Consider the following 24,995-nt stretch of genomic DNA (forward strand, 5'->3'; position numbering starts at 1 on the left):
GTACTGGACGTACTTGGGCGACTCCGACAACGCGGCGAGGTGCGGTGCCAGGCGTCGCGGGCCCGCGAAGATCGACCGGACAGGACCTAGCCGCGCTGGTGGATTTGGCTGAACGGGAAGGCCCGGCAGTTGCTATCGCCGGGCCTTCCTGTGTAGCGCCTGACCTGCATGTATGCCACGTATTCGGCATGGACATGTCTGGAGGCGGGTTACGCCTTCTTCGTCTCCCAGAAGATCTTGTCGATCTGGGCGATGTAGTCCAGGGCCTTCTGGCCCGTGGCCGGGTCCTTCGAGCCCTTCGCGGTCGACAGCGCCTTCAGGGTGTCGTTGACCAGCTGGTGCAGCTCCGGGTACTTCTCGAAGTGCGGGGGCTTGAAGTAGTCGCTCCAGAGCACCGAGACGTGGTGCTTCGCGAGCTCGGCGCGCTGCTCCTTGATGACCGTCGCGCGCGCCTGGAAGTGGGCGTCGTCGTTGCCCTGCATCTTCTCCTGGACGGCCTTGACCGACTCGGCCTCGATGCGGGCCTGGGCCGGGTCGTACACGCCGCAGGGGAGGTCGCAGTGGGCGCTGACCTTCACCTTGGGGGCAAACAGGCGGGAAAGCATGGAGCTGTCCTTCCTCGTGATCGTCTTCTCAGGTGGGACATTACTCCGTGAGAAGCCTGTTTTCGCGGGTGCCCCCTGGGGCTTAGGACAAAAGTCCGGGGTCAGTATGGGACGCGTGGCGGAACGTACCGTGGGACCGGGAGGTGCCGAATGGCGGAGCACGGGCGGGAGCCGAGGGTGTCGTTGGGGATCGCTGAAGTGATGGGTCCGTCCATGTATCCGACGCTCAGGCACGGCGATCAGCTCCTCGTGCACTATCGCGCTCCCCTCAAGCCCGGCGATGTGGCGGTGCTGAAGCATCCGCTGCAACAGGACTTGCTGATTGTGAAACGGCTGGTGGAGCTGCGCGACGGCGGGTGGTGGGTGCTCGGGGACAATCCGGGGGCCGAGGGGGACAGCCGGGTGTTCGGCGCGGTTCCCGAGGAGCTGCTGCTGGGGCGGGTCCGGGCGCGGTACCGCCCGCTGGGGGATCAGCGGTCGGCGCGCGCCGTGGTGTCCTGGCTGGTGTCCGCGGTGCGGCCGGTGCTGGCCGAGCGCTCGGTCTCCAGGCGTTTGCGGGCCCGGTAGGCGGCGACGTTGGCGCGGGTCGCGCAGCGGTCCGAGCAGTAGCGGCGCGAGCGGTTGGTGGACGTGTCCAGATAGGCGTTGCGGCACGGCGCCGCCTGGCACAGGCCGAGCCGGTCGACGCCGTACTCCGTCAGATGGAACGCCAGCCCCATGGCCGCCGTCGCCGCGAAGCCCGCGGTCGCGTTGGAGGGGTGGTCCGCGAGATGCATGTGCCAGCGCGGATGGCCCTCGTCGTCCAGGAAGTCATGGCCGGAGATCTGCGGGCTGACCGGGAATTCGAGCAGCAGTGAGTTGAGCAGGTCCACCGCCTGGGTGGCCTCGCCCTCGTCGGCGGCGGTGAAGACGGCGCGCAGCCGGGCCCTTACCGACCGGAAGCGGGTGACGTCCGCGTCGGTGGCGCGGCGGGCCGCCTGGGAGCTGGGGCCGAAGAGGGCGCGGACGGCCTCGACCGAGGTCAGGGTGTCCGTACCGCGGGCCGGTTCCTCGGTGTTGACCAGTCGCACGGCGGAGTCCGAGTAAGAGGCCAGTTCCACTTGTAGTCCTTACGGAAGCGGTCTAGGGTCTGGAGGGAAAAATGATGTAATGGCTAGTTGTGCTTCTAGGGTATTACAGAGGGGACGTTCCATGACGGAGACGGGAACCGCGCGTACGGGATCTACCAGTACGGGGACCCGCGAGTCGGCGGGGACCCACGAGTCGGCCGGGACCGACTGGCGCGGCTGGCAGGAGAGCTGGGACCGCCAGCAGGAGTGGTACATGCCCGACCGCGAGGAGCGCTTCCGGGTCATGCTGGACATGGTCGAGGCCGCGGTGGGCCCCGAGCCGAGGGTGCTCGACCTCGCCTGCGGTACGGGAAGCATCACGGACAGGCTGCTCCGCCGGTTCCCGGGAGCGACCAGCACCGGCGTCGACCTCGACCCCGCGCTCCTCGCCATCGCCCGGGGCTACTTCGCCGGCGACGGGCGCGTGAGCTTCGTGACCGCCGACCTGAAGGACCCGGGCTGGACGGCGCTCCTGCCGGGTACCTCGTACGACGCCGTACTCACCGCGACCGCCCTCCACTGGCTGCGCGCCGAACCGCTCGCGGCGCTGTACGGGCAGCTCGGGGGCCTGGTCAGGGATGGCGGCGTCTTCATGAACGCCGACCATATGACGGACGGGTCCACCCCCAGGATCAACGCGATCGAGCGCGCCCACCGGCACGCCGGAATGGACCGGGCCAAGGCCGCGGGCGCCGTCGACTGGGCGGACTGGTGGGAGCTGGCCGGCCGGGACCCGGTCCTCGCGGAACCGACGGCCGAGCGGTTCAGGATCTACGGCGAACACGCGGAAGGCGACACTCCATCCGTGGACTGGCACGCGCGAAAGCTGCGCGACGCGGGCTTCGGCGAGGTGCGGGCGGTCTGGTCCTCACCGTCCGACTCCCTCGTCCTCGCGCTCAAGTAGGGGCGAACCGAGGGCGGGTCACGGGTGAGGGCGGTACGGACGGAGCCGTACCGCCCTCACTCGTTCCGCACCTTCTACAGCACCTTCGACAGGAAGGACTTCGTCCGGTCGTGCTGAGGGTTCGTCAGTACATCGCGCGGATGGCCCGATTCGACGACCACACCGTCGTCCATGAAGACCAGCGCGTCGCCGACCTCGCGCGCGAAACCCATCTCATGGGTGACCACGATCATCGTCATGCCGTCCTGCGCCAGATCGCGCATCACATCGAGCACATCGCCCACCAGCTCGGGGTCGAGCGCCGACGTGGGCTCGTCGAAGAGCATCAGCTTGGGCTCCATCGCCAGCGCGCGGGCGATCGCCACCCGCTGCTGCTGGCCGCCGGAGAGCTGCGACGGATAGCTGCCGGCCTTGTCGGCGAGCCCGACCCGGTCCAGCAGCCGCTCGGCACGGGCGCGGGCCACGGCCTTCGCCTCGCCGCGCACCTGGATCGGCGCCTCCATGATGTTCTCGACCGCCGTCATGTGCGGAAAGAGATTGAAGCGCTGGAAGACCATGCCGATGTCCCGGCGCTTCCTGGCGACCTCGCTGTCCTTGAGCTCGTACAGCTTGTCGCCCTTCTGGCGGTAGCCGACCAGCTCGCCGTCGACCGACAGCCGGCCCGCGTTGATCTTCTCCAGATGGTTGATGCACCGCAGGAAGGTCGACTTGCCGGAGCCCGACGGGCCGATCAGACAGAAGACCTCGCGCGGGGCGACCTCCAGATCGATGCCCTTGAGGATATGGGCGGCGCCGAAGGACTTGTGTACGCCCTCGGCCTTCACCATCTGGGTCATGCCATGCCTCCCTTGGGCCGGCCGAGGGACAGCAGGTTGACGCGGACGCGCTGGAACGGGGTCATCGGCAGGCTGCGGCTCGAACCGCGCGCGTAGTACCGCTCCAGGTAGTACTGGCCGATGCTGAGCACCGAGGTCAGGATCATGTACCAGGCCGCGGCCAGGAACAGCATCTCCACCGTGGCACCCGAGGTCTGTGCCACGTTCTGGGTCGAGCGCAGCAGCTCGGTGTACTGCACCGCCACCGCCAGCGACGAGGTCTTCAGCATATTGATGACCTCGTTGCCCGTGGGCGGCACGATCACGCGCATCGCCTGGGGCACCACGATCCGGCGCAGCGTCTTGGCGTGGCTCATGCCCAGCGCGTGCGCCGCCTCGGTCTGGCCCTCGTCGACCGACTGGAGGCCCGCCCGGCAGATCTCCGCCATGTACGCCGCCTCATTGAGCCCGAGGCCCAGCAGCGCGCACAGGAACGGGGTCATGAACGAGGACCACTCGTCCTTGTAGATCGGCCCGAGGTTGATGTACTCGAAGACGATGCCCAGGTTGAACCAGACGAGCAGCTGTACGTAGACCGGCGTGCCGCGGAAGAACCAGATGTAGAACCACGCGATGGCGGACGTCACCGGGTTCTTGGAGAGCCGCATCACCGCCAGGACGATGCCGAGCACCACTCCGAGGATCATCGCGAGCACCGTGATGATCACGGTGTTCTTGACGCCGGTCAGTATCTGGCCGTCGAAGAAGTAGTCCGGGATGGCGCCCCAGTTCACATCCCCCTGGGCGAACGCGTATACCAGCGCGACCAGCACGCCGATCGCGACGACCGCGGACACGTAACGCCCGTAGTGCCGCACCGGAATCGCCTTGATGGATTCCGGTGCGGTGGACGACACGGTCCGTGGGCCTTCCTTGGGGTCGTCCGATTTGTCGATGTCAACCGTCACGGATGATGCCTCTGCCTTTCAGAGCCTTCGGAGCGGGCGCGGACTCAGGAGCCGCCGTTGAGCCTGGCCTCCTTGACCGCGCCGTCCTCGACCCCCCACTTGGCGATGATCTTGTCGTACTCGCCGTTCTTGATGATGGCCTCCAGCGCGGACTGGAGCGCCTTCGTCAGCGGGTTGTTCTTGGCGACGGCGATCCCGTACGGAGCGGCCTCGACCTGCTCGCCGACCAGCTGGAAGTCATTGCCGCCGCCCGAGGTCTTCACCGCGTACGCCGCGACCGGGAAGTCACTGGCACCGGCGTCCGCGCCGCCTCCGCGCAGCCGGGTCTGCGCCTCCAGGTCGTTGTCGAAGGCCTCCAGGGTGATCGCGCCCTTGCCGGCGTCCGTGCACTTCTTGCTCTCGGCCTTGGCCAGGTCGTGCGAGACGGTGCCGCGCTGGACGACCATCTTCTTGCCGCAGAGGTCGGACCAGGTGGTGATTCCCTTGTCGTCGCCCTTCTTGGTGTAGATCGAGACACCGGCGGTGAAGTAGTCGACGAAGTCGACGCCCTCGCCGACCTTCTTGCCGGTGTCGCCGTCCACACCGTTCTGCCGGTCCTTGGTGTCCGTCATGGCCGACATGGCGATGTCGTACCGCTTCGACCGCAGACCGGTCAGCAGGGTGTCGAAGGTGCCGTTCTCGAACTCGAACGTCACACCGAGCTGCTTGCCCAGCGCGTCGGCGAGATCCGGGTCCATGCCGACGGTCTTGCCCGACTTGTCCTTGAATTCGACCGGCGGGTACGCGATGTCGGAGCCGACCTTGATGACGCCCTTGTCCTGGATCGCCTTCGGCAGCTCGTCGAAGAGCGGGGCCTTGGCCGCGACGGAGGAACCGCCGTCCTTCTTGGCGCTCTCGGTCTGGTCGCCGCAGGCGGTCAGCAGCAGGGTGCCCGCGACCGCGAGCGCGCCGACCGCGGCGATCCTGGACTTCACGGCGGTCGTCCGGCGGGTGGTGCTTGCGGTCATGATCGGGATCCTCCGGCGGATGAGGGAGCTGCCAAATGGCCGAGCACGCGTCTTCGAGTGTCGCGACCGAGTGTGATTAGGGCATCTTGCCATTCGGACTGGCCCATTCAGGGGAGCAGGCATGTCAAAATCGGGTAACGGGAGACCCCCCGACCCCGGCATGGCGGTACATCAAGACCGGACCATCTGCTGGAATACCTTCTTCCGGCCGGACAATCTCCGGTCCGTCTCCTTTTTAGGGCGTGATTCATGCCGCTTACCGGAAGTGTCCGAATACTCGGCTATGGGTCATCTCACCGCGGATATATGGACTCGTGGACGACACGGTCCGTCCGGTAAGAAGAACGATTACACCCCTCATCCGGGGCTCGGGGCGCGTGTGCGGCGCGCCCGCGCGTACGTATCACCTTCCGGGCCGAGCGGACCAACCGCCGGCGCGGTCGCGCACGCGGTGCCCACCCACCCCTCCTCAACCAGGAGCGGCAACCCTCAACTGATGAACACCTAAGGGGTCATCCACATGGCAGCGGAGATTTTCCATCCTCGCGGCGACAGCGCGACCGACAACCAGGGCGGCCCGGAGAGTGCTCCGGACGAGCCCTTCGATCCGGCCTTCGCGCTGCACCGCGGCGGCAAGATGGCCATCCAGGCCACCGTGCCGGTGCGTGACAAGGACGATCTGTCCCTCGCGTACACCCCCGGCGTCGCGAAGGTGTGCAGCGCGATCGCCGAACGGCCCGAGCTGGTGCACGACTACACCTGGAAGTCGCAGGTCGTCGCCGTCGTGACGGACGGTACGGCGGTGCTCGGACTCGGCGACATCGGACCGGAGGCCTCGCTCCCCGTGATGGAGGGCAAGGCGATCCTGTTCAAGCAGTTCGGCGGGGTCGACGCGGTGCCGCTGGCGCTCGCCACCACCGACACGGACGAGATCATCGACACCGTCGTGCGGCTCGCGCCGTCCTTCGGCGGCGTCAACCTGGAAGACATCTCGGCGCCGCGCTGCTTCGAGATCGAGCGCAGGCTCCAGGAGCGGCTGGACATCCCCGTCTTCCACGATGACCAGCACGGCACGGCCGTCGTGACGCTCGCCGCCCTGCGCAACGCGGCGAAGCTGACGAAGCGTGAGCTCGGCGACCTGCGCGCGGTCATCTCCGGCGCGGGGGCGGCCGGGGTCGCCATCGCCAAGTTCCTGCTGGAGGCGGGCATCGGCGATGTCGCCGTCGCCGACCGCAGGGGTGTCGTCAGCCGCGACCGTGACGACCTCACCGACGTCAAGCGCGAACTGGCCGAGATCACCAACCGCGCCGGGCTCTCCGGCTCGCTGGAGTCCGCCCTCTCCGGCGCGGACGTCTTCATCGGCGTCTCCGGCGGTACGGTCCCGGAGCCGGCGGTCGCGTCGATGGCGCCGGGCGCGTTCGTCTTCGCGATGGCCAACCCGAACCCGGAGGTCCACCCCGACATCGCGCACCAGTACGCGTCCGTCGTGGCCACCGGGCGCTCCGACTACCCGAACCAGATCAACAACGTGCTCGCCTTCCCTGGCATCTTCGCGGGCGCGCTCCAGGTCCGGGCGTCCCGGATCACGGAGGGCATGAAGATCGCGGCGGCGAACGCGTTGGCCGACGTGGTCGGCGAGGAGCTGGCGGCGGACTACGTGATCCCGTCGCCGTTCGACGAGCGGGTGGCACCGGCGGTGACGGCGGCGGTGGCGTCGGCGGCACGGTCGGAGGGCGTAGCCCGTCGCTGACTCCTGGCGGTGGCGGGTCTCCGGGGCGGGGCCGGTTTCCGGGTGCGGGGTGGTGCCGGGGTGCGCTCCGGGCTCGCGCCCGGCACCACCCGTCCCCCTGCCGGAGGCGCCCCGCGGCGCAACCCATGCTCTTCCCCTGGTTCACGCCCGCCTGTTGTGATGCCTGTGACAGCAACCGACACAGGAGGCGCTTGTGAACCTGCTCGTCAATGGTGACGCCGAGCGTGGGCCCGGGGGGAGCGCCGAACCCGTGTCCGCCGTGCACGGTTGGGTCGTACGGGAAGGCGCGCCCGCGCTCATCGGGTACGACGTCGGGAACGGCTACCCCACCCCCGCCGACCCGGGCCCCGCCCCCACCCACCGTGGCAGCCGGTTCTTCTCCGGTGGGAACAGCCCGCGCACCGCGCTCGTCCAGGACGTCACGCTGCCCGCCGCCGGGGCGGTCGGCCGCGCCGCGGTGGATGCGGGGCGGGTGCGGTACGCCGTGTCCGGGTGGCTCGGCGGGTATGCGACGCAGGAGGACGGCGTCAGGCTGTCGGTCGAGTTCCGTGACGGCAGGGGCACACCCGTCGCGCTGTCCGTGCTCGGCCCGGTCACGTCGGCCGAACGCGGCGGCCGTACCGCGCTGGTCGAACGCACCGCCGAGGCCGCTGTGCCGCCCGGCGCGCGCTCCGCGCGGGTGCTGCTCGTCTTCACCCGGGCCGGCTCCGGGGTCTCCAACGACGGTTACGCCGACGCGATATCGCTGACTCTGAACGCCTCGGGGGGACGGGCATGAAACTGAACCGACGCGATCTGCTCAAGGCCGCGGGCGCCGCCGGAGCGCTCAATGTGGTCTGGCCGCTGAGCGCCGGCCTCTCGCCCGCGCAGGCGCGCGAGGCCGCCGAGGCGCTCGGCTCGTCCTACGACGCCGCGCCGTTCACGCTCGGCGTCGCCTCCGGCGATCCGGGGCCCACGAGCGTCGTGCTGTGGACCCGCCTGGCGCCTGAACCGTTCGCCGTGCCCGGCGAACAGCCGCTGCCCGAAGTCGTCGAGGTGCGCTGGGTCGTGGCCGAGGACCGGGCGCTGCGCCGGGTCGTCGCCCGGGGCACGGCCCCCGCGTCCGCGACGCTCGGGCACAGCGTGCACGTACCGGTCCATGGCCTGCGTCCGGGCCGCGAGTACTGGTACGCGTTCACCGCGCTGGGCCGCACCAGCAGGCTGGGCAGGACCAGGACCGCGCCCACGGGCCGGGTGCGCGGTGCCCGCTTCGCCACGGCCAACTGCCAGAACTACCCGCAGGGTTACTACGCGGCGCTGCGCGGGATCGCCCGCGAGCGGCTGGACTTCGTCATCCATCTCGGCGACTACATCTACGAGTACGGGCCCCAGGGCGGCGATGTCGTCCGCGACAACAACGGCCCGATGATCTACACACTCGACGACTACCGCAGGCGCCACGCGCTCTACAAGGGCGATCCCTCGCTGCGGGAGGCGCACGCCGCCCACCCCTGGTTCCTGACCTGGGACGACCACGAGGTCGCCAACGACTACAGCGGTACGGGCGGCGGGGCGCCGTTCCTCCAGCGCCGGGCCGCCGCCTACCAGGCGTGGTACGAGCATCTGCCGCACCGCGACGCCGGTGACTCCGCCCTGCCCGACCCGGACATCCACCGGGTGCGCCGCTGGGGCGATCTGCTGGAGCTGGCCGTGCTGGATCTGCGGCAGTACCGCTCCGCGCAGAACCTCCCGGACGGCACGATCCTCGGCGCCGACCAGAAGGCGTGGCTCAAGCGGACCGTCGACCGCGCCCCCGACTCCTGGCACATCTGGGCCAACTCGATCATGCTCAGCCAGCTGCGCGGCAGGCCCGGCGGTTCGTACATGTTCACCGATCAGTGGGACGGCTTCCTCGGCGAGCGCAAGGAAGTGCTCGAACATGTCCGTACGAGCGGCCTCGAAGACCTCGTCGTGCTCACGGGTGACTGGCACTCGGCGTTCGTCGACGACATCCGGCCGGACTACGACAACCCGGAATCGCCCGTCATCGGTACGGAGTTCACGGCGCACTCGGTGACCTCCAGCGCGTACGACCCGGGCTGGAACGCGACCAACGGGCCGCTCATGGGCCAGGCCAATCCGCACCTCCAGTACTTCGAGGGGAACCGTTACGGCTACGACGTGTACGAGGTGACACCGGAGCGGTTCACCACCCATATGCGGGTGATCGAGGACCGCCGGGATCCGGTCTCGCCCGTCTCGACGCTGACCACCTTCCATGTGGACCGGGGGACGGCGGGCGCGTACGAGGACCCGGCGACCAGGAACTCGCCCGCGCAGTACCGCAGGGACTGATCAGGGGTGCGGGACGCGTGTCACACGCGCGTACGGTTCTTCCGCGTCCCGCCCCCGCCCTATCGTCAAGGTCATGTTCGCCGCCTACGCAGCCCGCATTGACCGCGACCACCCCCTCAACGGCCTTGAGCTGGGCGATCGCCCCGCGCCCGAGGCGCGCCCCGGCTGGACCACCGTCAGGGTGAAGGCCGCCTCGCTCAACCACCACGATCTGTGGTCGCTGCGCGGGGTCGGCCTGCCCGAGGGCAAGCTGCCGATGATCCTCGGCTGCGACGCCGCCGGCCTCGACCCGGACGGCAACGAGGTCGTGGTGCATTCGGTGATCGGCGGGGGCGATCACGGCGCCGAGCCGCGGTCGATCCTCACCGAGCACTACCAGGGCACGTTCGCCGAGCAGGTCACCGTGCCCGTCGGCAACGTTCTGCCCAAGCCGCCGCAGCTCACCTTCGAGCAGGCCGCCTGTCTGCCGACCGCCTGGCTGACCGCGTACCGCATGCTCTTCACCAACGCCGGTGTGCGGCCCGGGGATTCGGTCCTCGTCCAGGGCGCGGGCGGCGGGGTCGCCACGGCGGCCATCGTGCTCGGCAGCGCCGCGGGACTGCGGGTGTACGCGACCAGCCGCGACGAGGCCAAGCGGGCCCGCGCGGTCGAACTGGGCGCGCTGGCGGCCTATGAGCCCGGCGCGCGGCTGCCGCACCGGGTGGACGCCGTCATCGAGACGGTGGGCGCCGCGACCTGGTCGCACTCCATCAAGTGCCTCCGGCGCGGCGGCACGCTGGTGATCTCGGGCGCGACGAGTGGTGACCGTCCGGCGCACGCCGAGCTGACCCGGATCTTCTTCCTGGAGCTGAGGGTGGTCGGCTCGACGATGGGGTCCAGGGACGAACTGGAGGATCTGCTCGCCTTCTGCGCGGTGAAGGGCGTACGGCCGGTGATCGACGAGGTGCTGCCGCTGGAGCGGGCGCGGGAGGGCTTCGAGCGGATGGCGGCGGGCGAACTGTTCGGCAAGGTCGTACTGACTCCCTGAGGCTGACTCCCTGAGACTGACTCCCTGAGGTTGTCAACTTCTATTGACACCACTCTCCTGTCAACGTACGTTGACGTCATGACCGAAGCAACGGATCTCGCCGAGCGGGCGGGCGACCGCGACCCCCGGGTCGGGCTGAGGGCGGTCGCCGCGCTGCGGCGGCTGCTGGAACAGCTCGAAGCGGTACAGGTGCGCAGCGCCCGCAATCAGGGCTGGTCGTGGCAGGAGATCGCGGACGAGCTGGGCGTCAGCCGGCAGGCCGCGCACAAGAAGCACGGGAGGCAGTGATGTTCGAACGATTCACCAAGGGCGCCCGCGGTGTGGTCACCGGGGCCGTCGGACACTCCGAACGCAAGGGCGCGGACACGGTCACCGACGAGCACCTTCTGCTGGCGCTGCTCGACCAGCGGGGCACGCGCGCGTCCTTCGCGCTGGCCGCGCTCGGCGTCACCGACCGGCGGGCGTCGCTGGAGAGCGCGTTCGCGCGGGCGCGCAGACGGGGCGGTCTGACGCAGGCTGACGCGGACGCGCTGGCCGGGATCGGGATCGACGTCGCGGAGATCGTCTCGAAGGTCGAGCAAGCCCACGGTGAAGGCGTGATGCAGGTCGGCGCAAGGCCGAAGCGGTGGTGGTCGGGGCACCGGGGGTTCACCCCGGCGGCGAAGGCCACCCTGGAGAAGTCGCTGCGGATCGCGCTCGGCCGCGGCGACCGGCACATCGGCGACGAACACCTCCTGCTCGCGCTGACGGCCCGGCCGGGGCTCGTCTCGGAGGTCCTGGCGGATCACGGGGCGACGTACGAGACGGTGGAACGCGCGATGTTCGGCGGGCTGTCGGAGGCGGGCTGACCGGCCCCCCGGCGACAACCCGCACCCGGATCACCGGCCCCCGCCAGAGACGACCGGACCATGGCCCCGCCGGACGGCGCGTGTCAGCCCTCGCGCAACACCTCGCCGATCCGTGTCGCCGCCGCCGCCAAGTGGCTCCGCGCCTGCGTCAGTTGCGCTTCCGTCACCCCGTTGTCCCGCGCCGCGTCGCGGATGTCGTCGCGGAAGCGGTCCAGCAGCCGGTCCAGGTCGCGTGCCGGGTCGCCCGTCCGCGGGGTGTCCTCCGCCCAGACCGGATCGGGCTCCGGCTCCGGGGCAGGGGCCGGGGCGGGCGGCGGTTTGCGGGTGGACCATGCCGTGCCGGCCAGGCCGCTCAGCTGGTCGGCCAGTTCCGACATGCCTTCGCGCAGCCCGCTCGGCCAGTCGCCCCGTACGAAGTGGTCCTGCACCTGGTCCTGGACCTGCTTCGCGATGCGCTGCACCGTCTCGCGGGTCTGCTCCGCGTCCTCGCGGGCCCGGCGGGACTCGTCCTTCGCCCGGCGGGCCTGCTCCTTCCACTCCTGCTTGGCGCGCTTGAGCTCCTCCTTGGCCGCGCGCCAGGCGTCGTGGTCCCCGAAGGCCGACTCCCAGTCCTTCCGGGCGCCGCCCGTGCGGGTCTCGGAGGCCGCCGCGCGCATCTCGCTGCGCAGTTGGCCCGCCGCGCCCCGTACGTCGTCCCGTATCTCCGCGGCCAGCTCGGCCACGGACTCGCGGATCTCCAGCTCCAGATCGGCCAGCTCGCCGCCTCGTCCCGCCAGTTCGGCGCGGCCCGCGTCGGTGATCGAGTAGACCTTGCGGCCGCCCTCGGTGGCATGCGTGACAAGGCCCTCGGCCTCCAGCTTGGCCAGCCGGGGATAGACCGTGCCGGCGGACGGCGCGTACAGGCCCTGGAAGCGCTCCTCCAGGAGGCGGATCACCTCGTAGCCGTGGCGCGGCGCCTCGTCGAGCAGCTTGAGCAGATAGAGGCGCAGGCGGCCGTGGGCGAAGACCGGAGGCATGGTCAGAACTCCTTCGTGTCGGCCGGCGCCGTGCCGGCCGGGGAGGGGGCGGCCTGGGAGGGGGCGGGGTGGTCGTACGGGCCGTCCTCCGCCGGCGGTCTGCGCAGCAGCGCGATCGAGCCGGACACCGTGGTCGCCTTGAGCGTGCCCGTGCCCGCCCCCAGCGTGCCGGTGATCTTGTGTGCGCCCCAGTGGCCGCTGACCCGCAGATCGTCGAAGGCGTTGGAGACGGCGCCGCTCGCCGTGTTCGCCTCGACCCGCGCGTCCGTGGGATGCGGCAGCCGGATCGCGATCCCGCCCGAGACCGAGGTCAGCCTGATGTCGGTGGGTGCGCCCGCCGGGTCGAGGTCCACGACCATGTCGCCGCTGACCGAGTCGGCCCGTACGGACGATCCCGCGCCCTCGACGACCGTCAGATCGCCCGAGACGGAGTGGAAGCGGAGGCCGCCGGTGACCGCCTGGGCCTCCACATTGCCGGAGACCGTGTCGGCGCGTACCTCGCCGGACAGCCCCACGAGCGTGGTGTCGCCGCTGACGCCCCGGACGTCCGTACGCCCCCGCACCCCCGAGACCATGGCCCCGGCGCCGACCACCCCGACCTCGACCTCGGTCCCGGCGGGGACCGTGACGGAGACGACCGCGCTGCGGTGCCTGCCCTTGGGGTCGAGCCACTTGAGGAAGTCCTTCCAGGGCAGGTCCTCGTACGCGACCGTGAGCGTGGAACCGCTTCGGGTCACGATCAGCGGCGGGCCCTCGATCCGGGAGATCTCCAGATGGGCGCCGCCCTGTTCGTTCAGTACGGCCTCGTCCGTGCCGACGACGTTCACGGTCCCATTGACCACGCGCACATTGAGCGAGGTCACCGGGTCGTCGAAGGTGAGCTTTCTCGGCTCGGCGACTTCCCACGCCGACTCTGCCATGGTGCTGACCTCCTGAGGCCCGGCTTAACGCAACATATCGCGTCTCTTGGTAGACACGATATATCGCGGTTATGGGAAGTCAAGGCCGGGTGGCCGAACCCGTCGGGCCCCTGGCGGTCGCAGCGCCCAAATCGGGGCAAAGTGCCCTAGCGTAAGGCTATGAACGAGACTTCCGTGGGGGCTCTGCTGCTCTGCCGGGCCGAGCCGGCGGTGGTACGGCCCGCCGCCCATCTGCTCCGCGAACGGCTGCTGCTCACCCCGGCCGGTGCGGGCTGGACCGTGCTCGTTCCCGAGGGCAAGCCCTGGCTGCACGGCGGCGAACCGGTCGACCGCGTGGTCGTGAGCTGGGCCACCGCGCTCGCCGTCGGCTCCAACTGGCCGGTTCTCGCCCTGTGGTGGGACGCGGGCCGGGCCGGCTACACCCTGGCGGCCGGCTTCCGGCGCACCGTCGGCTATGTCTGGCTCGCGGACGGCACGCCCGCCGGGGAGGACGAGGCGATGCGTACGTTCGCGGCCCGCCTCGGCCTCGATCCCGTACTGGACCTCCAGGCACTGGATCCGCTCACCCACGAGGACCAGGAGGCCGACTCCAGGAGCAGGCTCCGGGCGCTGGCCGCGTTCCTCGCCCGTACCGGCCTCAGCCTTCCGGCCGGTCTCACCCCGGGCGAACCGGCCGATCGGCTGCGCGAGGTCGCGCGCATCCAGCCGGGCGCCGAGCAGCTCGAATGGGCCGGCTGGCGCGACGCCGTACGGGCCGAGCTGGACGTGGTGGAGGACGGGCCGCTGGGCCCCTGGCTACGCGGCCCCAAGGCCCGGCTGCTCGCCGTCGCCCAACTCGCGACGGGCGTACCGCTGGTCCTCTGGGCGGCCCGCCGCCGGAGCGCGGGCTGGGTCTTCGCGGGCACGCTGCTCGTCACGCACGGCGTGCTGGGACTCGCGTACGACAGGATTCGCGCCGAGGAATGAGACCGGGGCCGTACGGGACCGGGTAAAGGGGCGGCGGGGACGCCGTACGGCTATTCGTCGTCCTCGTCCTCGTCGTCCAGCCGTGCCAGCCAGGTCGCGAGACGTTCGACCGGAACTTCGAAATCGGGATTGAGGTCGACAAACGTACGCAGCTGTTCGGCCAGCCACTCGAAAGTGACCTCCTCCTCGCCGCGCCGTTTCTCCAGTTCCTCGATCCCACGGTCGGTGAAGTACATGGAATCAGCCTAATGCCTGGTGAGAGGGGTGGGGAGAGCGGGAGCGAGGTCCGCTGCGCCGCCGAGAACCGACCGGGTGCGCGGCGGCGTCCTTTCCCATGCCCCTCGCGTCGGCTCTCTACTGCCGTTAACCTGCGGGGAATTGGGGGAACGGGGGAAGTCATGGGTGATGACGAGGCCAATGTCACGCGCATCGAAATGCCGGACGGCACGCCCGTATGGGCTCGGATCTCCGGGGCCGAGGAACTGCGTCGGCCATCGGGGGGCCTGACGTACGCGGACACCGGGTTCGCGGATCAGGTACAGGCGCGGGTGGAGAGTCTGCAATCCGTCGTGACCAGCGTCGCGCGGTCTCTTGCCGGGCCTCTACGCGCGGTGCGTCCCGACGAGGTGAGTGTCGAGTTCGGCATCGAGCTCACCGCCAAGTCGGGCAAGGTCGTCGGACTGCTCGCCGACGGTGAGGCCAAGGGGGGCATCAAAGTCACCCTCACCTGGAACGACGGCGGTCCGCCCGCCGATCTCGCCGCGCCACGGCCGGCGGTGCCGCCCCAGACGGCGCCACCGCCACGGCCCACCGCGCCGCCGGCCGTCCCGCCCGCCGTGCCCACGGTCGTCCCGCCCGCCGCGCCGCCCGCCGCCCCGCCCGCCGGGGGCACGCCCGGCGCATCACCCGGCGCACCGGCGCATCCGGGTGGTCCCACGCCCCCGGCCGGGAGCGGAGCATGATCGACGGGCTCGCCCGGGGTGTGCCCGGAGCCTTCGGCGACGGCGGACTCGCCCTGCGCGACCTCGTCATGGCCGCCACCGTGCGCATCCATGCTCCGGGGGGCGGGTATGACCCTGATGGGCCAAGCGGAAGCTTCCTGGGGAGCGGCTTCTTCATCGCCCCGAGCTGGGTTCTCACATGTGCGCATGTGGCGTTGCAGGGGGAGGGGCGGGACGTGACCGTGGTCTTCGAAACCGGACCCCGAAGCGGCGAGACGGCGGTCGCGGGGGCGGTCGTCGCGGCGCTTCCCGAGACGCCCCCGGGCGGTGCCGGACCCGGCGCGGGCTGGCCGGCGCCCGATCTCGCGCTCGTCCGGCTCAGCAGGCCCGTCGACCACGCCTGTGTGTATGTCAGTGAGCGCCCCGCGAAGTTCTTCGGCGGCGAGCAGGTGCTCTACTCGGGCTGGACCGAGGTGGGCGGCCGGCTGAAGCGGCTCAGCGGGCAGTGCGCCGTACAGGGCACCGTGGGCGGCTGGGCCGACTCCGACGAGCAGATGCGGCTCGGCGGGGATGTGCTGCCGCCCGGGGTCTCCGGCGGGCCCGCCGTCGATCTGCACCGCGGCGAGGTGGTCGGGGTGCTGAAGTCCCAGCTGCTCGGCGCCATGGGCGGGACCTCCATCGCCATCGACCGGCTGCGTTCGCTGCCGGTGCCCGCCGCGATGGCCGGGGCGGAGTCGGACGACGACTACCAGGCGGTGTTCCACGCCCATGACCGCTACCACGCCGACCGCCACATAAGCCGGGTGGGCACCGGCCGTACGTGGACCGATGTGCAGAGTTCGCTCGCCACGGGCGCGGACCGCGCGCTGACCCCCCAGCAGCGGGTGATGCTGCTCGGCAGGCTCGCCGAACTGCCGCCGCCGGTCTCCACGCACAGCCTGCTCGATCTGCTCTTCCGGCTGCCCAATGTGCACTCCGTGGACCGCTATCCGGCGCCGCGCAGCTGGCGCGACGGGCTCGGCGCGCTCTACGAGACCCGTGGCGGGGAGGCCGCGCTCGAACTCGTCCTGCGCTACTGCATGAGCGTCATCTCCGCCGAGCGCCCCTATGTCACGCACACCACCGCGGCGGCCGAGGAAGCGCTCTGGGGCTGGGTGAAGCTGATCGCCGACGAACGGCTCTCGCGGGAGTTCCGCAACGAGATCACCCGGCTGTGGTCGGCGGGCCGCCATCGGACGGACCGGGAGCAGCGGCGCGCCTCCCCGGCCTACGGCGAGCGGCCCCCGGAGGGCGAGCGCCCCTTCGTCCTGCTGGAGCTTGAGCCGCGCGGCTGGGAGCGGGACAGCTACGACTGGCGGGTGGGTGTCGCCCGGCACAGCGGCGAGGTGCTACCGGTCGCCGAGGACAGCAGAGGCACCCCCGGCCACTGCCTGCACACGCGCCTCACCGCCGCGCTCGCCGAGGCGTTCCGCCGCTGCGACGAGCCGGACAGCCCCGCCATGCTCCAGGTCGCCGTCGTACAGGCGCTGCTCGGCCTTGAGGTGGACGGCTGGCAGCTGTCGCCCGACGAGCCGCCGCTCGGGGTCACGCGTCCGGTGGTCGTGCGCTGTTCGGACCAGGAGCCACCGCTCTCGGAGGACGAGGTCCGGGAGCGCAGGGCGCGCTGGAACCGTACGTGGAGCGCGGCGATGCAGGCCGAGATCATCGACTGCGAGGACGGATTGCGGGTACCCGTTCCTACGGAGGAGGAGCTGCGCTCTCTGGCGTACGAGACGGTGCCCGTGCTCTGCCGCTACGGCGACCGGCCCGACGGCGAGACCGCCGCCGGACTGACCCGGGTGGTGCGCGGCGGCTTCCATGTCGCCCTGCTGCGGCGCGGCAAGGACCGTCCCGACGTGGTCTGCGCGGACTTCCACCGGCGCGCGGTGGCCACGGTCGCGGAGGCGGGCACGGCCGACCAGCTGCCGTGGAAGATCCAGGAACTGAGACGGGGAGTGCGCGCGGGGCGTACGGAGATGTTCTGGTCGGACGGCGTGGCGCTCTTCTACGACGATCCGCACCACCCGCTGCCCGGATCCGGCCAGTTGCTGGAGGCACCGTGAACCGCCCCGGCCACCGGCCTCTTACGGGGTCGGCGGCGGATCGCTACCGTGTGGCACGTTCGGCGGTTGCTGCCCCTGGCGGACGAGTGATGACGAGGAACACGCAATGAGCGAACCCAGCGAGTGGCTCATCTATCGAGGCGCCGGCGAACCGCACGGAGGCATCACCCAACTGCCTCCGCCGCCTCCCTGGCGGGACTTCGCGGGACGCGGCGACAACTCCCCGGACGACGAGGGCGGTACGGGCGACGCCGGGGACGGCGGCGACGGCTCCGCCGACCGGCGGCTCGGCGGCTACCGGCACGAGGCGGAGCTGCACCGGCCGGGCGCCGAGGAGCTTGAAATGATCAACGCGGCCCTCTACTTGAGGCGTCCGCTGCTGGTCACCGGCAGCCCCGGCGCGGGCAAGAGCACCCTCGCCCACTCCGTCGCGCACGAACTGGGGCTCGGCCGGGTGCTGCGCTGGCCCATCGTCAGCAGGTCCGCCCTCCAGGACGGGCTGTACCACTACGACGCGATCGCCCGGCTCCAGGATGTGCAGCTGGCCGCGCACAGCGCCGCGGGGCCGAACGGCGCGGACGGTGCGGACGGAACGGACCGCCACGACCCGTCGGCGGACATCGGCAGCTATATCCGGCTCGGCCCGCTGGGTACCGCGCTGCTGCCCTCGGAGCAGCCCCGCGTACTGCTCATCGACGAGCTGGACAAGAGCGACATCGATCTGCCGAACGACCTCCTGAATGTGCTGGAAGAAGGGGAGTTCGGCATTCCGGAGCTGGAGCGGATCGCCGACCGGCTGCCCGACGGCGAGGCCGAGGTCCTCACCGACGACGGCAAGAAGGTGCGGATCAAGGGCGGCCGGGTGCAGTGCCGTGCCTTCCCGTTCGTCGTCCTCACCAGCAACGGCGAACGGGACTTCCCGGCGCCCCTGATGCGCCGCTGTATCCATCTGGAGCTGGGCCGCCCCGACCACCAGCGGCTCGCCACGTTCGTACGGGCACATCTCGGCGACGAGGCCGCCCGCGCCGGCGACGATCTGATCAGCCACTTCCTGGAGCGCTCGCGCAGCGAACTCATCTCCACCGACCAGTTGCTGAACGCCATCTATCTCACCGACGCCGCCGCCCCGGCGGGTCGCGACCGCCTCGCCGACCTGCTCATCCAGCGACTCGACCGGCCGAGGTGATGCGCTGATGACGGGCGGTGCGGCGGACCGTACGACGGACGGCCCCTCCGGCGGGCGGGCGCCGTACGACGGCGCTCTGCTGACCGCGCTCGTCGCCCGGCTGCGTGAGGCCGGTCTCGACCCCGACGCCGAACAGCTCTGTGACGCCCTGTGGCTGGCCGAACAGACCGCACGCGGCCGGACCCGGCGGGGACCTGGCGAGGGCGGCGAGGAGACGGCGGACAGCGGCGAACGGACGGCCGTCACCGGCGCGACGGCCGTCGCGCCGGCGGTCCTCGCCGACTCCGTCCAGGAGACCGAGCCGGAGGACGGCCCGGAGCCGCGGCCGGATCCCGGCGAGGAGGACGACCGGCGGATCTCCCTCTATCCCGTACCGAGCCACGGCGGACGGCCCACCCGGCGCGGGCGCGGCGCCACCGCGCTCACCCTCGGGGTGCCCGCCGCCCCCGCGCTGCCCGCCCCCCTCGAACTCCAGCGCGCGTTGCGGCCACTTCAGCGCTACCGGCCCGCCGCCCCGCCGTTGCGCCGTACCCTTGACGAGGTGGCGACAGTGGAACTCAGCGCTCGGGCCGGCGGGCTGATCATCCCGGTATTCCGCGGCGTCTCGCGGGCGGACGCGCTGCTCCAGTTCGTCATGGACGCCTCGTCGTCGATGCGCGTCTGGGAACGGCTCTTCGGTGAACTCCAGCAGATATTCGGCCAGTTGGGCGCCTTCCGTGATGTGCAGGTGCGCTTTCTGCACCAAGGTCCCGATGGCGCGCCCGCCGTCAGCAGAAGCCCCGACCCGGCCGCCGCGCCGCTCAGCTCCGCCGACCGGCTGAGCGATCCGACCGGGCGCCGCGTCACCGTCGTCGTCAGCGACTGCGCGGGCCCGCTCTGGCACAGCGGACGCGCCCACCGGCTGCTCCACCAGCTCGCCCGCCAGGCGCCCACCGCCGTACTGCAACCGCTGCCGCAGCGCATGTGGAACCGCACCCGGCTGCCCGTCACCTACGGCGTGCTGTCCCGGGGCGAGGGGCCCGGCGGCGCGGCCGTGCTGAAGGTCGGCGGCGACGCCGCCGGCGCGCCGGCCGAGCGGCCGGGAGCCCTCGCGATCCCCGTACTGCCGCCGGTCGCGGGCGCGCTCGACGCCTGGGCACGGCTGCTGTCGGGCACCGGCGCCGGCCGGATCTCCGGCGCGGTCGGCTGGGTGCGCGCCGACCATCCCGCGGCGCCCGCGCCACGCCGGGGCGACCGGATGTCCTCGCTCCAACTGGTCAGCCGGTTCCGCTCGGCCGCCTCGCCGGCCGCCGGACAACTGGCCGTCTATCTCGCCGCGGCCCCGCTCTATCTGCCGGTGATGCAGCTGGTGCAGCGCACGATGCTGCCCGACTCGGGACCGTCCGAACTGGCCGAGGTGCTGCTCAGCGGGCTGCTCTCGCGCAGCAAGGGCGACGGCGCGGACGACGGCCAGTGGTACGAGTTCGCGCCGGGCGTCCAGGACGCGCTGCTCGGACCGCTGGGCCGCGACGAGGCGCTGCTCGTGCTGAAGCACTGCTCGGAGTACATCGAGCAGAGATTCGGCAGGGGCGGCCCCAACTTCCCGGCCCTGGCGGTGGCCCAGCTGGGCGACAGCGGCCCCCGCCCGTTCCTCCCGCGGGCCGGCCTCGACGACGGCGCGTTCCGCGGCGAGGGCGAGACGGAGATCGAGCCGGACGGCGAGAACGGCGACGCCGGGGAGAACGGCGGGCCGGAGGGCGGCGCCCGACGCGCGCCGGACCCCTTCGCCGAGGTCGCGGCCCGTGTACTGGAGCGGTTCATGCCGCTGCCGGACCAGTTCGCGCCCTATGGCGGCGGCCAGGTCCTCGACCCGCCCACCAACGACGCGGTGGAGAGCGCCCGCGGGCTGCTGCGCCAGTTCGATTCGGACAGCATGGTGCAGTATCTGATCGACGCCGTACAGCTGCTGCGCGGCGCCACCGAGCGCGAGGATCCGGCGTCCGGCTCCGACCCCGAGCTGTGGGCGGAGTTCGCCCGTTGTCTGCTGCGGCTGTGGGAGGTCCAGGGCGGCGGAGGGCTGCTGCGCGAGGCCGAGCGTGCCGCCGAGAAGGCCGCCGCGCACCCCCGGGCGGTACGTGAACGGGCCGTGCTCGCCAAGGTGTTGCACGCCGCGGCCGACGACCGGCGGCGGCGCGGTGACCGGCGCGGCGCGCTGGAGCTGCTGCGCCGCGCCGACCGCGAGTACACCGTCGCCTGCGCGGCGCCTGGACTGGAGCCCGGCGAGGCGCTGCGGCTGACCCTGGAGCGGGTGCGCGCCCTGGAGGCGCAGTGGCGGCTGGGCGGCGACAGCGCGCTGCTCCAGGGCGCGATCGGCATGCTGGAGGCGTTCGCCGACGTCTGGCCCGACCAGGAGAACCGGCCGCCCGGCCTGCCGCTGGCCCATGGACGGACGCTGCTGCGGCTGTCCGGTGCGACCGGCGACCCCGAACAGGCCCAGGTGTACGCGGGCCAGGCGGCGCGCTCGCTGCGCAGGGCGCTCGCCCCCGGCGGCCACACCGTCGGCACACAGGCCCGGATCCTGCTCGATCTGGTGGACGCGCTGCTGCGGTCGGGCGACGGTCTGGACGAGGCGGGGACGCTCGTCGACCAGTCGCTGGTGACCGTACGGGACGAACGGCTGCTCGCCTCGCTCAGGACCAGGGCGGGCCGGGTGCGGGCCGCCCGGTACGAACGCTCCGGCGACCCGGGCGATCTGGAGGAGGCCGCGGAGTACTTCTCCCGTGCCTCGCGGGGAGTCCCCCGTGACTCCCGGGCCCACGCGGATCTGCTCGCCGAGTGGGGCACGACCCTGCTCAGGCGCGCGGAACTGCCGGACGGCAGCCGGTACATCGGCGCGGCGGTACGGGTCCTGCGCGACTGCCGTACGGAAACGGTGCCCGGCGTCCGGCAGGCCGACCGGCTGCTGATGCTGGGCAAGGCCCTGATGCTCCGTCATCGGCTGGGCGGCGACCGGGTGGATCTGCGGGAGGCCGAGCATCTCTTCGGGCTCGCCGCGCAGGAGGCGCGCGATCCGCTGACCGCCGCGCGCTGCTGGCTGGAACTGGGCCGTTCCCACTTCGACGCGCACCGGATCCTGCACCGGCCGGCCCGTCTCGACGAGGCGGCCGAGGCGTTTAGGGGCGCGGCGGACTCGGCCAGGACGGCGGAAGCGGATCTGGACAATCCGCGACGGCGGCTGGAAGCCGTGGGCCTGCGCGCCGAGGCCAATCACTGGCGGGGGATGACCTACGAGGAAGCCGGCAGGCCCCGGGCCGCGCGCGAGGCATATCGCGCGGCGCGTACGGAATGGGGCAAGCTGCCGGACGGCGGCGGCGACCGGGCCCGTGCGACTTCGGACAGGCTGGCCGAACTGGAGCGGTGAGGAACGGGCTCGTACGGGGTACGGAAAGGGGTACGACCGATACGACGCACGCGCACGGCAACGGGGAGGCGTGATGGACGACTTGACGCGGACGACGCACACGACGCGGCCGGTGGACGGGGGCCCACCGGACGGTCCCGGCGCCCTGCCGGATCTGCTGGCGCTTGACCTGGAGGCGCTGCGTACCCTCGACCACCCGGTCCTCGCCGAGGTGGTGGCGGATCTGCGCGGCCGGGCCGAGCAGCCCCGCGAGATGCTGTGGGGGTTCAACAGCGCGTTCTGACACGGCGGATGCTCGCCCCGGACCTCGTACCCGTTTTTGGCCCGGGGCCTCCGTTGAACAGGACAACTTGTCGTGCCACGCGTTTGCCTCCCCGCCGGTTCCGGGAACCAGGCCCTCGGCCGGGCAACCCGGGGCTGTCCCGGATGCCGTAGATCACCGGGGGTTCGGAGTGTCCAGACAGGCCATGCCGCGCGGGCCGACGCCCGTGCCGACACCGCGGGTCCAGAGGTCCGCCGTCCGTACACCGGCCTCCGGTCCCCTTCCCTTCGGGCAGTTCATCGTCAAGGTGCACGGCCGCTGCAACCTCGCCTGCCGCTACTGCTATCTCTACGAGGGGCCCGACCGCACCTGGCGCGAGCGCCCGGCCGCCGCCGCGCCCGGCGTCCTGGACCGCGCGGCGTCCCGGATCGCCGAGCACGCCGCCACGCACGCGCTGAGCGACCTGTCGCTCGTCCTGCACGGCGGCGAGCCGCTGCTCGCGGGCGCCGGCCGGCTGGCCGCCTTCGCCGGACTCGTACGCGAACGGGTACCGCGCGGCTGCACCGTCCACGCCACCGTGCAGACCAACGCCACCCTGCTCACCGAGGACCGGATCGCCACCCTCGCCCGGCACGGGATACGTGTCGGCATCAGCCTCGACGGCGGTCTGGCCACCCACAACACCCTCCGCGTCGACCACGCGGGCCGCCCCTCCTGGCCCGCCGCCTCGCGCGGCGCCCGGCTGCTCGCCGAGCACCACCCCGAGGCGTACGCGGGCATACTCACGGTCGTCGACCCGCGCACCGACCCCGACGAGGTGTACGCGTCGCTGCTGGCGCTGCGCCCGCCCGCCCTCGATCTCCTGCTCCCGCACGGCAACTGGTCCGCGCCACCGTCAGGACTTGCCGGCACCACCGAGGTGTCCGACCGTCCCACCCCGTACGGCGACTGGCTGAGCGCAGTCTTCGACCGCTGGTGGTCGGCCGGGCGCAGGGAGAGCCGGATCCGGCTCTTCGAGGAATGTCTCGCCCTGCTGCTCGGCCTGCCCGGCGCCACCGAGTCCCTGGGACTCGACCCCGTCAACGCCATCGTGATCGAGACCGACGGCGCCATCGAACAGGTCGACTCCCTGAAGTCCGCCTACGACACGGCCGCCGCCACCGGACTCGACATCTTCCGGCACACCTTCGACGACGCCACCCGCCACCCCGCGGTCGCCGCCCGCCAGTCCGGCGCCGCGGCCCTCGCCGCCGGCTGCCGCGCCTGCCCGCTGCTCACCGTCTGCGGCGGCGGCCACTACGCCCACCGCTACCGCGCGGGACACGGCTTCACCAACCCCTCCGTCTACTGCGCGGACCTCCAGCGGCTGATCCGCCATGTGGCGGCCAGGCTCACCGAAGCGACGACACCCGGGGCGCCGAGCCAGGGAGGTCCCGGGTGAGCCCCGTCGTACCGGACGCGCTGCTGCGTGAACTCGGCCGTACCGAGGGCGGTTCCGAAGCCCTCGGGCTGCTCGTGCGCGACCAGTACACGCGTCGGCTCGTACTGCTGCGGGCCCTGCTCGACGCGGTGTCCGCCGCACCCGCCGCGGTGTGCCCGCCCGGCCGGCGGGAGCGGCTGCGCCAGGACTGGGCGCTGCTGGAGGCCGCCGAGCGCGTGGACAGGGCCGCCACCCGCTCCGTTCTGCTCCATCCACTGACGGGCCCCTGGGCACAACGTTGTCTACGTGGTCTCACCAGCGCCGCGCCGACCCCCGAACTCGCCGCCGATCTGGCCCACTTCAGCGCCCTCACCGCGGCGGCCGCGATCCGCGCGGGCCTGCCCTTCGAGGCACGGCTCATCGCTTCCGACGGGCTGCTCGTCCTGCCCACACTGGGCGCGCTGCGCACCGCTCCAGGAGCGCGAGTGGTGGCCGTCGCCCTGACCGAGGACGGGGTGACGCTACGTCAGGAGGATTCCGGAGCCGTCACCGTGCGGCTCGGGGAAGAGGGCGCGCTCTGCGACGACTCGCGCTGGCTGCCCCTCCTCACGCTCCCCGCCGTGGCGCCTGGCACCGCGCGCGTACCGCTCGACGACCTCGATCCGTACCGCACCGCCGGCAGCGGACTGGAACGGTTCGGGCTCTCCTCCGTCGCCGGACCCGACGACGGTGAACGCGCCGCGTGGCATGAGCTGTGGGCCGGGGTGGAGCCCATGCTCCGGGTCGGCGGCGCCCACCGTACCGCCGAGGCCGCGACCCTGCTGCGCTGCCTGGTCCCGCTCTCCCCGCCACCCGGCTCCCCGTCCACCGGGGAGGGCGCCGCGCAGTGCAGCGGCACCCGGCGCGAGGCGTTCGGCGCGATCCTCAGCAGCAGGCCGGCGACCGCCGCCCATCTCGCGGCGACCCTCGTCCACGAACTCCAGCACACCAAACTCGCCGCGCTCGCGGCCCTCACCCCGCTGCACCACGAGGACGCGACGCCACGTCACTTCGCGCCCTGGCGCCCCGACGCCAGACCCTTCGACGGGCTGCTCCAGGGCGCCTACTCGCATATCGCGCTCGCCGACTACTGGCAGCGCTGCGCCCTCGGCACGGACCGCTCCTCCGCCCGCGATCTGGCCTGGTCCGAGCACGCCCGCTGCCAGGAGCAGGTCGGCGCGGTCCTGCCGGTGCTGGCGGCCTCCGGGGCACTGACCCCGGCGGGCCGCGTACTCGTCAACGAGATGATCTCCATGTACCACCGGCTGGCCGACATACCTCCACCGCCCGGACACCTGGCCCGAGCGGTGGCATATGTGCGTACCGCGCGCATGATCTGGCGCCAGCGGAACGCGAGTTGACGCGACGCGCACGTG

Annotated in this window: 24 protein-coding genes; 16 read left to right on the forward strand and 8 right to left on the reverse strand. The window is 71.8% G+C overall.

The features are described 5' to 3' along the window. Window positions 1-209: 209 nt before the first annotated feature. Window positions 210-605 (reverse strand): superoxide dismutase, Ni, encoded by a 396-nt coding sequence (sodN, locus tag ABTZ59_RS30370; protein ID WP_030352782.1) that lies wholly within the window; start codon window positions 603-605, stop codon window positions 210-212. Between the two features lie 150 nt (window positions 606-755). Between sodN and sodX the strand changes: the two genes are divergently transcribed. Further along, complete coding sequence (sodX, locus tag ABTZ59_RS30375) at window positions 756-1,172, forward strand: nickel-type superoxide dismutase maturation protease (RefSeq protein ID WP_249953898.1); 417 nt, start codon at window positions 756-758, stop codon at window positions 1,170-1,172. On the opposite strand, the gene ABTZ59_RS30380 is transcribed toward sodX, so the two are convergent. After that, window positions 1,076-1,705 carry a CGNR zinc finger domain-containing protein gene (locus ABTZ59_RS30380; RefSeq protein ID WP_249953897.1) on the reverse strand — a complete coding sequence of 210 codons (630 nt, stop codon included), beginning with the start codon at window positions 1,703-1,705 and terminating at the stop codon, window positions 1,076-1,078. The two genes, sodX and ABTZ59_RS30380, sit on opposite strands and share 97 nt — an antisense overlap. A 91-nt stretch (window positions 1,706-1,796) precedes the next feature. Here ABTZ59_RS30380 and ABTZ59_RS30385 point away from each other — a divergent pair, with 91 nt between their 5' ends. Further along, window positions 1,797-2,618 (forward strand): class I SAM-dependent methyltransferase, encoded by an 822-nt coding sequence (locus ABTZ59_RS30385; RefSeq protein ID WP_351420209.1) that lies wholly within the window; start codon window positions 1,797-1,799, stop codon window positions 2,616-2,618. Between the two features lie 74 nt (window positions 2,619-2,692). Here the strand turns inward: ABTZ59_RS30385 and ABTZ59_RS30390 are convergent, their stop codons facing one another. Genes ABTZ59_RS30390 through ABTZ59_RS30400 form a run of 3 tightly spaced genes read right to left on the reverse strand, consistent with a single transcriptional unit; the run spans window position 2,693 to window position 5,408 of the window. Next, on the reverse strand, window positions 2,693-3,445 hold the full coding sequence (locus tag ABTZ59_RS30390) for an amino acid ABC transporter ATP-binding protein (protein ID WP_351420331.1): 753 nt from the start codon (window positions 3,443-3,445) through the stop codon (window positions 2,693-2,695). 5 nt (window positions 3,446-3,450) lie between these two features. After that, on the reverse strand, window positions 3,451-4,401 hold the full coding sequence (locus ABTZ59_RS30395) for an amino acid ABC transporter permease (RefSeq protein ID WP_351420212.1): 951 nt from the start codon (window positions 4,399-4,401) through the stop codon (window positions 3,451-3,453). Window positions 4,402-4,445: 44 nt separating this feature from the next. Beyond that, window positions 4,446-5,408, reverse strand: coding sequence for an ABC transporter substrate-binding protein (locus ABTZ59_RS30400; RefSeq protein ID WP_351420214.1), 963 nt, complete (start codon window positions 5,406-5,408; stop codon window positions 4,446-4,448). A 520-nt stretch (window positions 5,409-5,928) separates the two neighbouring features. On the opposite strand from ABTZ59_RS30400, the gene ABTZ59_RS30405 reads away from it, so the two are divergent. The 6 genes from ABTZ59_RS30405 to ABTZ59_RS30430 all read left to right on the forward strand — a co-directional run bounded on the left by ABTZ59_RS30405 (window position 5,929) and on the right by ABTZ59_RS30430 (window position 11,367). Next, window positions 5,929-7,158, forward strand: coding sequence for an NAD(P)-dependent malic enzyme (locus ABTZ59_RS30405; RefSeq protein WP_351420216.1), 1,230 nt, complete (start codon window positions 5,929-5,931; stop codon window positions 7,156-7,158). A 193-nt stretch (window positions 7,159-7,351) separates the two neighbouring features. After that, window positions 7,352-7,936: a phosphoesterase gene (locus tag ABTZ59_RS30410; RefSeq protein WP_351420218.1), complete on the forward strand. Its 585-nt coding sequence runs from the start codon at window positions 7,352-7,354 to the stop codon at window positions 7,934-7,936. Continuing rightward, window positions 7,933-9,492 (forward strand): alkaline phosphatase D family protein, encoded by a 1,560-nt coding sequence (locus ABTZ59_RS30415; RefSeq protein ID WP_351420219.1) that lies wholly within the window; start codon window positions 7,933-7,935, stop codon window positions 9,490-9,492. The genes ABTZ59_RS30410 and ABTZ59_RS30415 overlap by 4 nt, the downstream gene beginning before the upstream one ends. Window positions 9,493-9,565: 73 nt before the next feature. Continuing rightward, window positions 9,566-10,519: a zinc-binding dehydrogenase gene (locus ABTZ59_RS30420; RefSeq protein WP_351420220.1), complete on the forward strand. Its 954-nt coding sequence runs from the start codon at window positions 9,566-9,568 to the stop codon at window positions 10,517-10,519. A 78-nt stretch (window positions 10,520-10,597) separates the two neighbouring features. Continuing rightward, window positions 10,598-10,807, forward strand: coding sequence for an HTH domain-containing protein (locus ABTZ59_RS30425; RefSeq protein ID WP_030355647.1), 210 nt, complete (start codon window positions 10,598-10,600; stop codon window positions 10,805-10,807). Further along, window positions 10,807-11,367 (forward strand): Clp protease N-terminal domain-containing protein, encoded by a 561-nt coding sequence (locus ABTZ59_RS30430; protein WP_351420221.1) that lies wholly within the window; start codon window positions 10,807-10,809, stop codon window positions 11,365-11,367. Before ABTZ59_RS30425 ends, ABTZ59_RS30430 begins: the two co-directional genes overlap by 1 nt. Before the next feature lie 83 nt (window positions 11,368-11,450). On the opposite strand, the gene ABTZ59_RS30435 is transcribed toward ABTZ59_RS30430, so the two are convergent. Then, window positions 11,451-12,383: a PadR family transcriptional regulator gene (locus ABTZ59_RS30435; RefSeq protein WP_351420222.1), complete on the reverse strand. Its 933-nt coding sequence runs from the start codon at window positions 12,381-12,383 to the stop codon at window positions 11,451-11,453. Between the two features lie 2 nt (window positions 12,384-12,385). Beyond that, complete coding sequence (locus tag ABTZ59_RS30440; RefSeq protein WP_351420225.1) at window positions 12,386-13,303, reverse strand: DUF4097 family beta strand repeat-containing protein; 918 nt, start codon at window positions 13,301-13,303, stop codon at window positions 12,386-12,388. Between the two features lie 159 nt (window positions 13,304-13,462). Here ABTZ59_RS30440 and ABTZ59_RS30445 point away from each other — a divergent pair, with 159 nt between their 5' ends. Beyond that, complete coding sequence (locus ABTZ59_RS30445) at window positions 13,463-14,269, forward strand: hypothetical protein (protein ID WP_351420227.1); 807 nt, start codon at window positions 13,463-13,465, stop codon at window positions 14,267-14,269. A 50-nt stretch (window positions 14,270-14,319) separates the two neighbouring features. On the opposite strand, the gene ABTZ59_RS30450 is transcribed toward ABTZ59_RS30445, so the two are convergent. Then, complete coding sequence (locus ABTZ59_RS30450; protein ID WP_007266501.1) at window positions 14,320-14,505, reverse strand: DUF6104 family protein; 186 nt, start codon at window positions 14,503-14,505, stop codon at window positions 14,320-14,322. Between the two features lie 162 nt (window positions 14,506-14,667). Between ABTZ59_RS30450 and ABTZ59_RS30455 the strand changes: the two genes are divergently transcribed. The 7 genes from ABTZ59_RS30455 to ABTZ59_RS30485 all read left to right on the forward strand — a co-directional run bounded on the left by ABTZ59_RS30455 (window position 14,668) and on the right by ABTZ59_RS30485 (window position 24,980). Further along, entirely contained in the window at window positions 14,668-15,231 is a 564-nt protein-coding gene (locus tag ABTZ59_RS30455; protein WP_351420230.1) for a CU044_2847 family protein, read from the forward strand. Beyond that, complete coding sequence (locus ABTZ59_RS30460) at window positions 15,228-17,312, forward strand: VMAP-C domain-containing protein (protein WP_351420232.1); 2,085 nt, start codon at window positions 15,228-15,230, stop codon at window positions 17,310-17,312. Before ABTZ59_RS30455 ends, ABTZ59_RS30460 begins: the two co-directional genes overlap by 4 nt. Window positions 17,313-17,418: 106 nt before the next feature. Next, entirely contained in the window at window positions 17,419-18,498 is a 1,080-nt protein-coding gene (locus ABTZ59_RS30465) for an AAA family ATPase (protein WP_351420235.1), read from the forward strand. Between the two features lie 7 nt (window positions 18,499-18,505). Next, window positions 18,506-21,898: an SAV_2336 N-terminal domain-related protein gene (locus ABTZ59_RS30470; protein ID WP_351420239.1), complete on the forward strand. Its 3,393-nt coding sequence runs from the start codon at window positions 18,506-18,508 to the stop codon at window positions 21,896-21,898. A 73-nt stretch (window positions 21,899-21,971) separates the two neighbouring features. After that, a complete protein-coding gene (gene fxsA / locus ABTZ59_RS30475; RefSeq protein WP_351420242.1) occupies window positions 21,972-22,181 on the forward strand; it encodes an FxSxx-COOH cyclophane-containing RiPP peptide in 210 nt (69 codons plus the stop codon). 184 nt (window positions 22,182-22,365) lie between these two features. Beyond that, a complete protein-coding gene (locus ABTZ59_RS30480) occupies window positions 22,366-23,601 on the forward strand; it encodes an FxsB family cyclophane-forming radical SAM/SPASM peptide maturase (RefSeq protein WP_503003787.1) in 1,236 nt (411 codons plus the stop codon). Next, the gene (locus tag ABTZ59_RS30485) at window positions 23,598-24,980 is read left to right on the forward strand and encodes an aKG-HExxH-type peptide beta-hydroxylase (RefSeq protein WP_351420249.1); all 1,383 of its coding nucleotides are present in this window, start codon (window positions 23,598-23,600) and stop codon (window positions 24,978-24,980) included. The genes ABTZ59_RS30480 and ABTZ59_RS30485 overlap by 4 nt, the downstream gene beginning before the upstream one ends. Window positions 24,981-24,995: the final 15 nt, after the last annotated feature.

It is taken from the genome of Streptomyces sp. NPDC094034, from assembly GCF_040303865.1.
Classification (GTDB): domain Bacteria; phylum Actinomycetota; class Actinomycetes; order Streptomycetales; family Streptomycetaceae; genus Streptomyces.

Coding starts and splice junctions, on each gene's coding strand:
- sodN (WP_030352782.1), bottom strand. CDS start 605: ATGCTTTCCCGCCTGTTTGCCCCCAAGGTGAAGGTCAGCGCCCACTGC.
- sodX (WP_249953898.1), top strand. CDS start 756: ATGGCGGAGCACGGGCGGGAGCCGAGGGTGTCGTTGGGGATCGCTGAA.
- ABTZ59_RS30385 (WP_351420209.1), top strand. CDS start 1,797: ATGACGGAGACGGGAACCGCGCGTACGGGATCTACCAGTACGGGGACC.
- ABTZ59_RS30390 (WP_351420331.1), bottom strand. CDS start 3,445: ATGGTGAAGGCCGAGGGCGTACACAAGTCCTTCGGCGCCGCCCATATC.
- ABTZ59_RS30400 (WP_351420214.1), bottom strand. CDS start 5,408: ATGACCGCAAGCACCACCCGCCGGACGACCGCCGTGAAGTCCAGGATC.
- ABTZ59_RS30405 (WP_351420216.1), top strand. CDS start 5,929: ATGGCAGCGGAGATTTTCCATCCTCGCGGCGACAGCGCGACCGACAAC.
- ABTZ59_RS30415 (WP_351420219.1), top strand. CDS start 7,933: ATGAAACTGAACCGACGCGATCTGCTCAAGGCCGCGGGCGCCGCCGGA.
- ABTZ59_RS30420 (WP_351420220.1), top strand. CDS start 9,566: ATGTTCGCCGCCTACGCAGCCCGCATTGACCGCGACCACCCCCTCAAC.
- ABTZ59_RS30425 (WP_030355647.1), top strand. CDS start 10,598: ATGACCGAAGCAACGGATCTCGCCGAGCGGGCGGGCGACCGCGACCCC.
- ABTZ59_RS30430 (WP_351420221.1), top strand. CDS start 10,807: ATGTTCGAACGATTCACCAAGGGCGCCCGCGGTGTGGTCACCGGGGCC.
- ABTZ59_RS30435 (WP_351420222.1), bottom strand. CDS start 12,383: ATGCCTCCGGTCTTCGCCCACGGCCGCCTGCGCCTCTATCTGCTCAAG.
- ABTZ59_RS30440 (WP_351420225.1), bottom strand. CDS start 13,303: ATGGCAGAGTCGGCGTGGGAAGTCGCCGAGCCGAGAAAGCTCACCTTC.
- ABTZ59_RS30445 (WP_351420227.1), top strand. CDS start 13,463: ATGAACGAGACTTCCGTGGGGGCTCTGCTGCTCTGCCGGGCCGAGCCG.
- ABTZ59_RS30450 (WP_007266501.1), bottom strand. CDS start 14,505: ATGTACTTCACCGACCGTGGGATCGAGGAACTGGAGAAACGGCGCGGC.
- ABTZ59_RS30455 (WP_351420230.1), top strand. CDS start 14,668: ATGGGTGATGACGAGGCCAATGTCACGCGCATCGAAATGCCGGACGGC.
- ABTZ59_RS30460 (WP_351420232.1), top strand. CDS start 15,228: ATGATCGACGGGCTCGCCCGGGGTGTGCCCGGAGCCTTCGGCGACGGC.
- ABTZ59_RS30465 (WP_351420235.1), top strand. CDS start 17,419: ATGAGCGAACCCAGCGAGTGGCTCATCTATCGAGGCGCCGGCGAACCG.
- ABTZ59_RS30470 (WP_351420239.1), top strand. CDS start 18,506: ATGACGGGCGGTGCGGCGGACCGTACGACGGACGGCCCCTCCGGCGGG.
- fxsA (WP_351420242.1), top strand. CDS start 21,972: ATGGACGACTTGACGCGGACGACGCACACGACGCGGCCGGTGGACGGG.
- ABTZ59_RS30480 (WP_503003787.1), top strand. CDS start 22,366: ATGCCGCGCGGGCCGACGCCCGTGCCGACACCGCGGGTCCAGAGGTCC.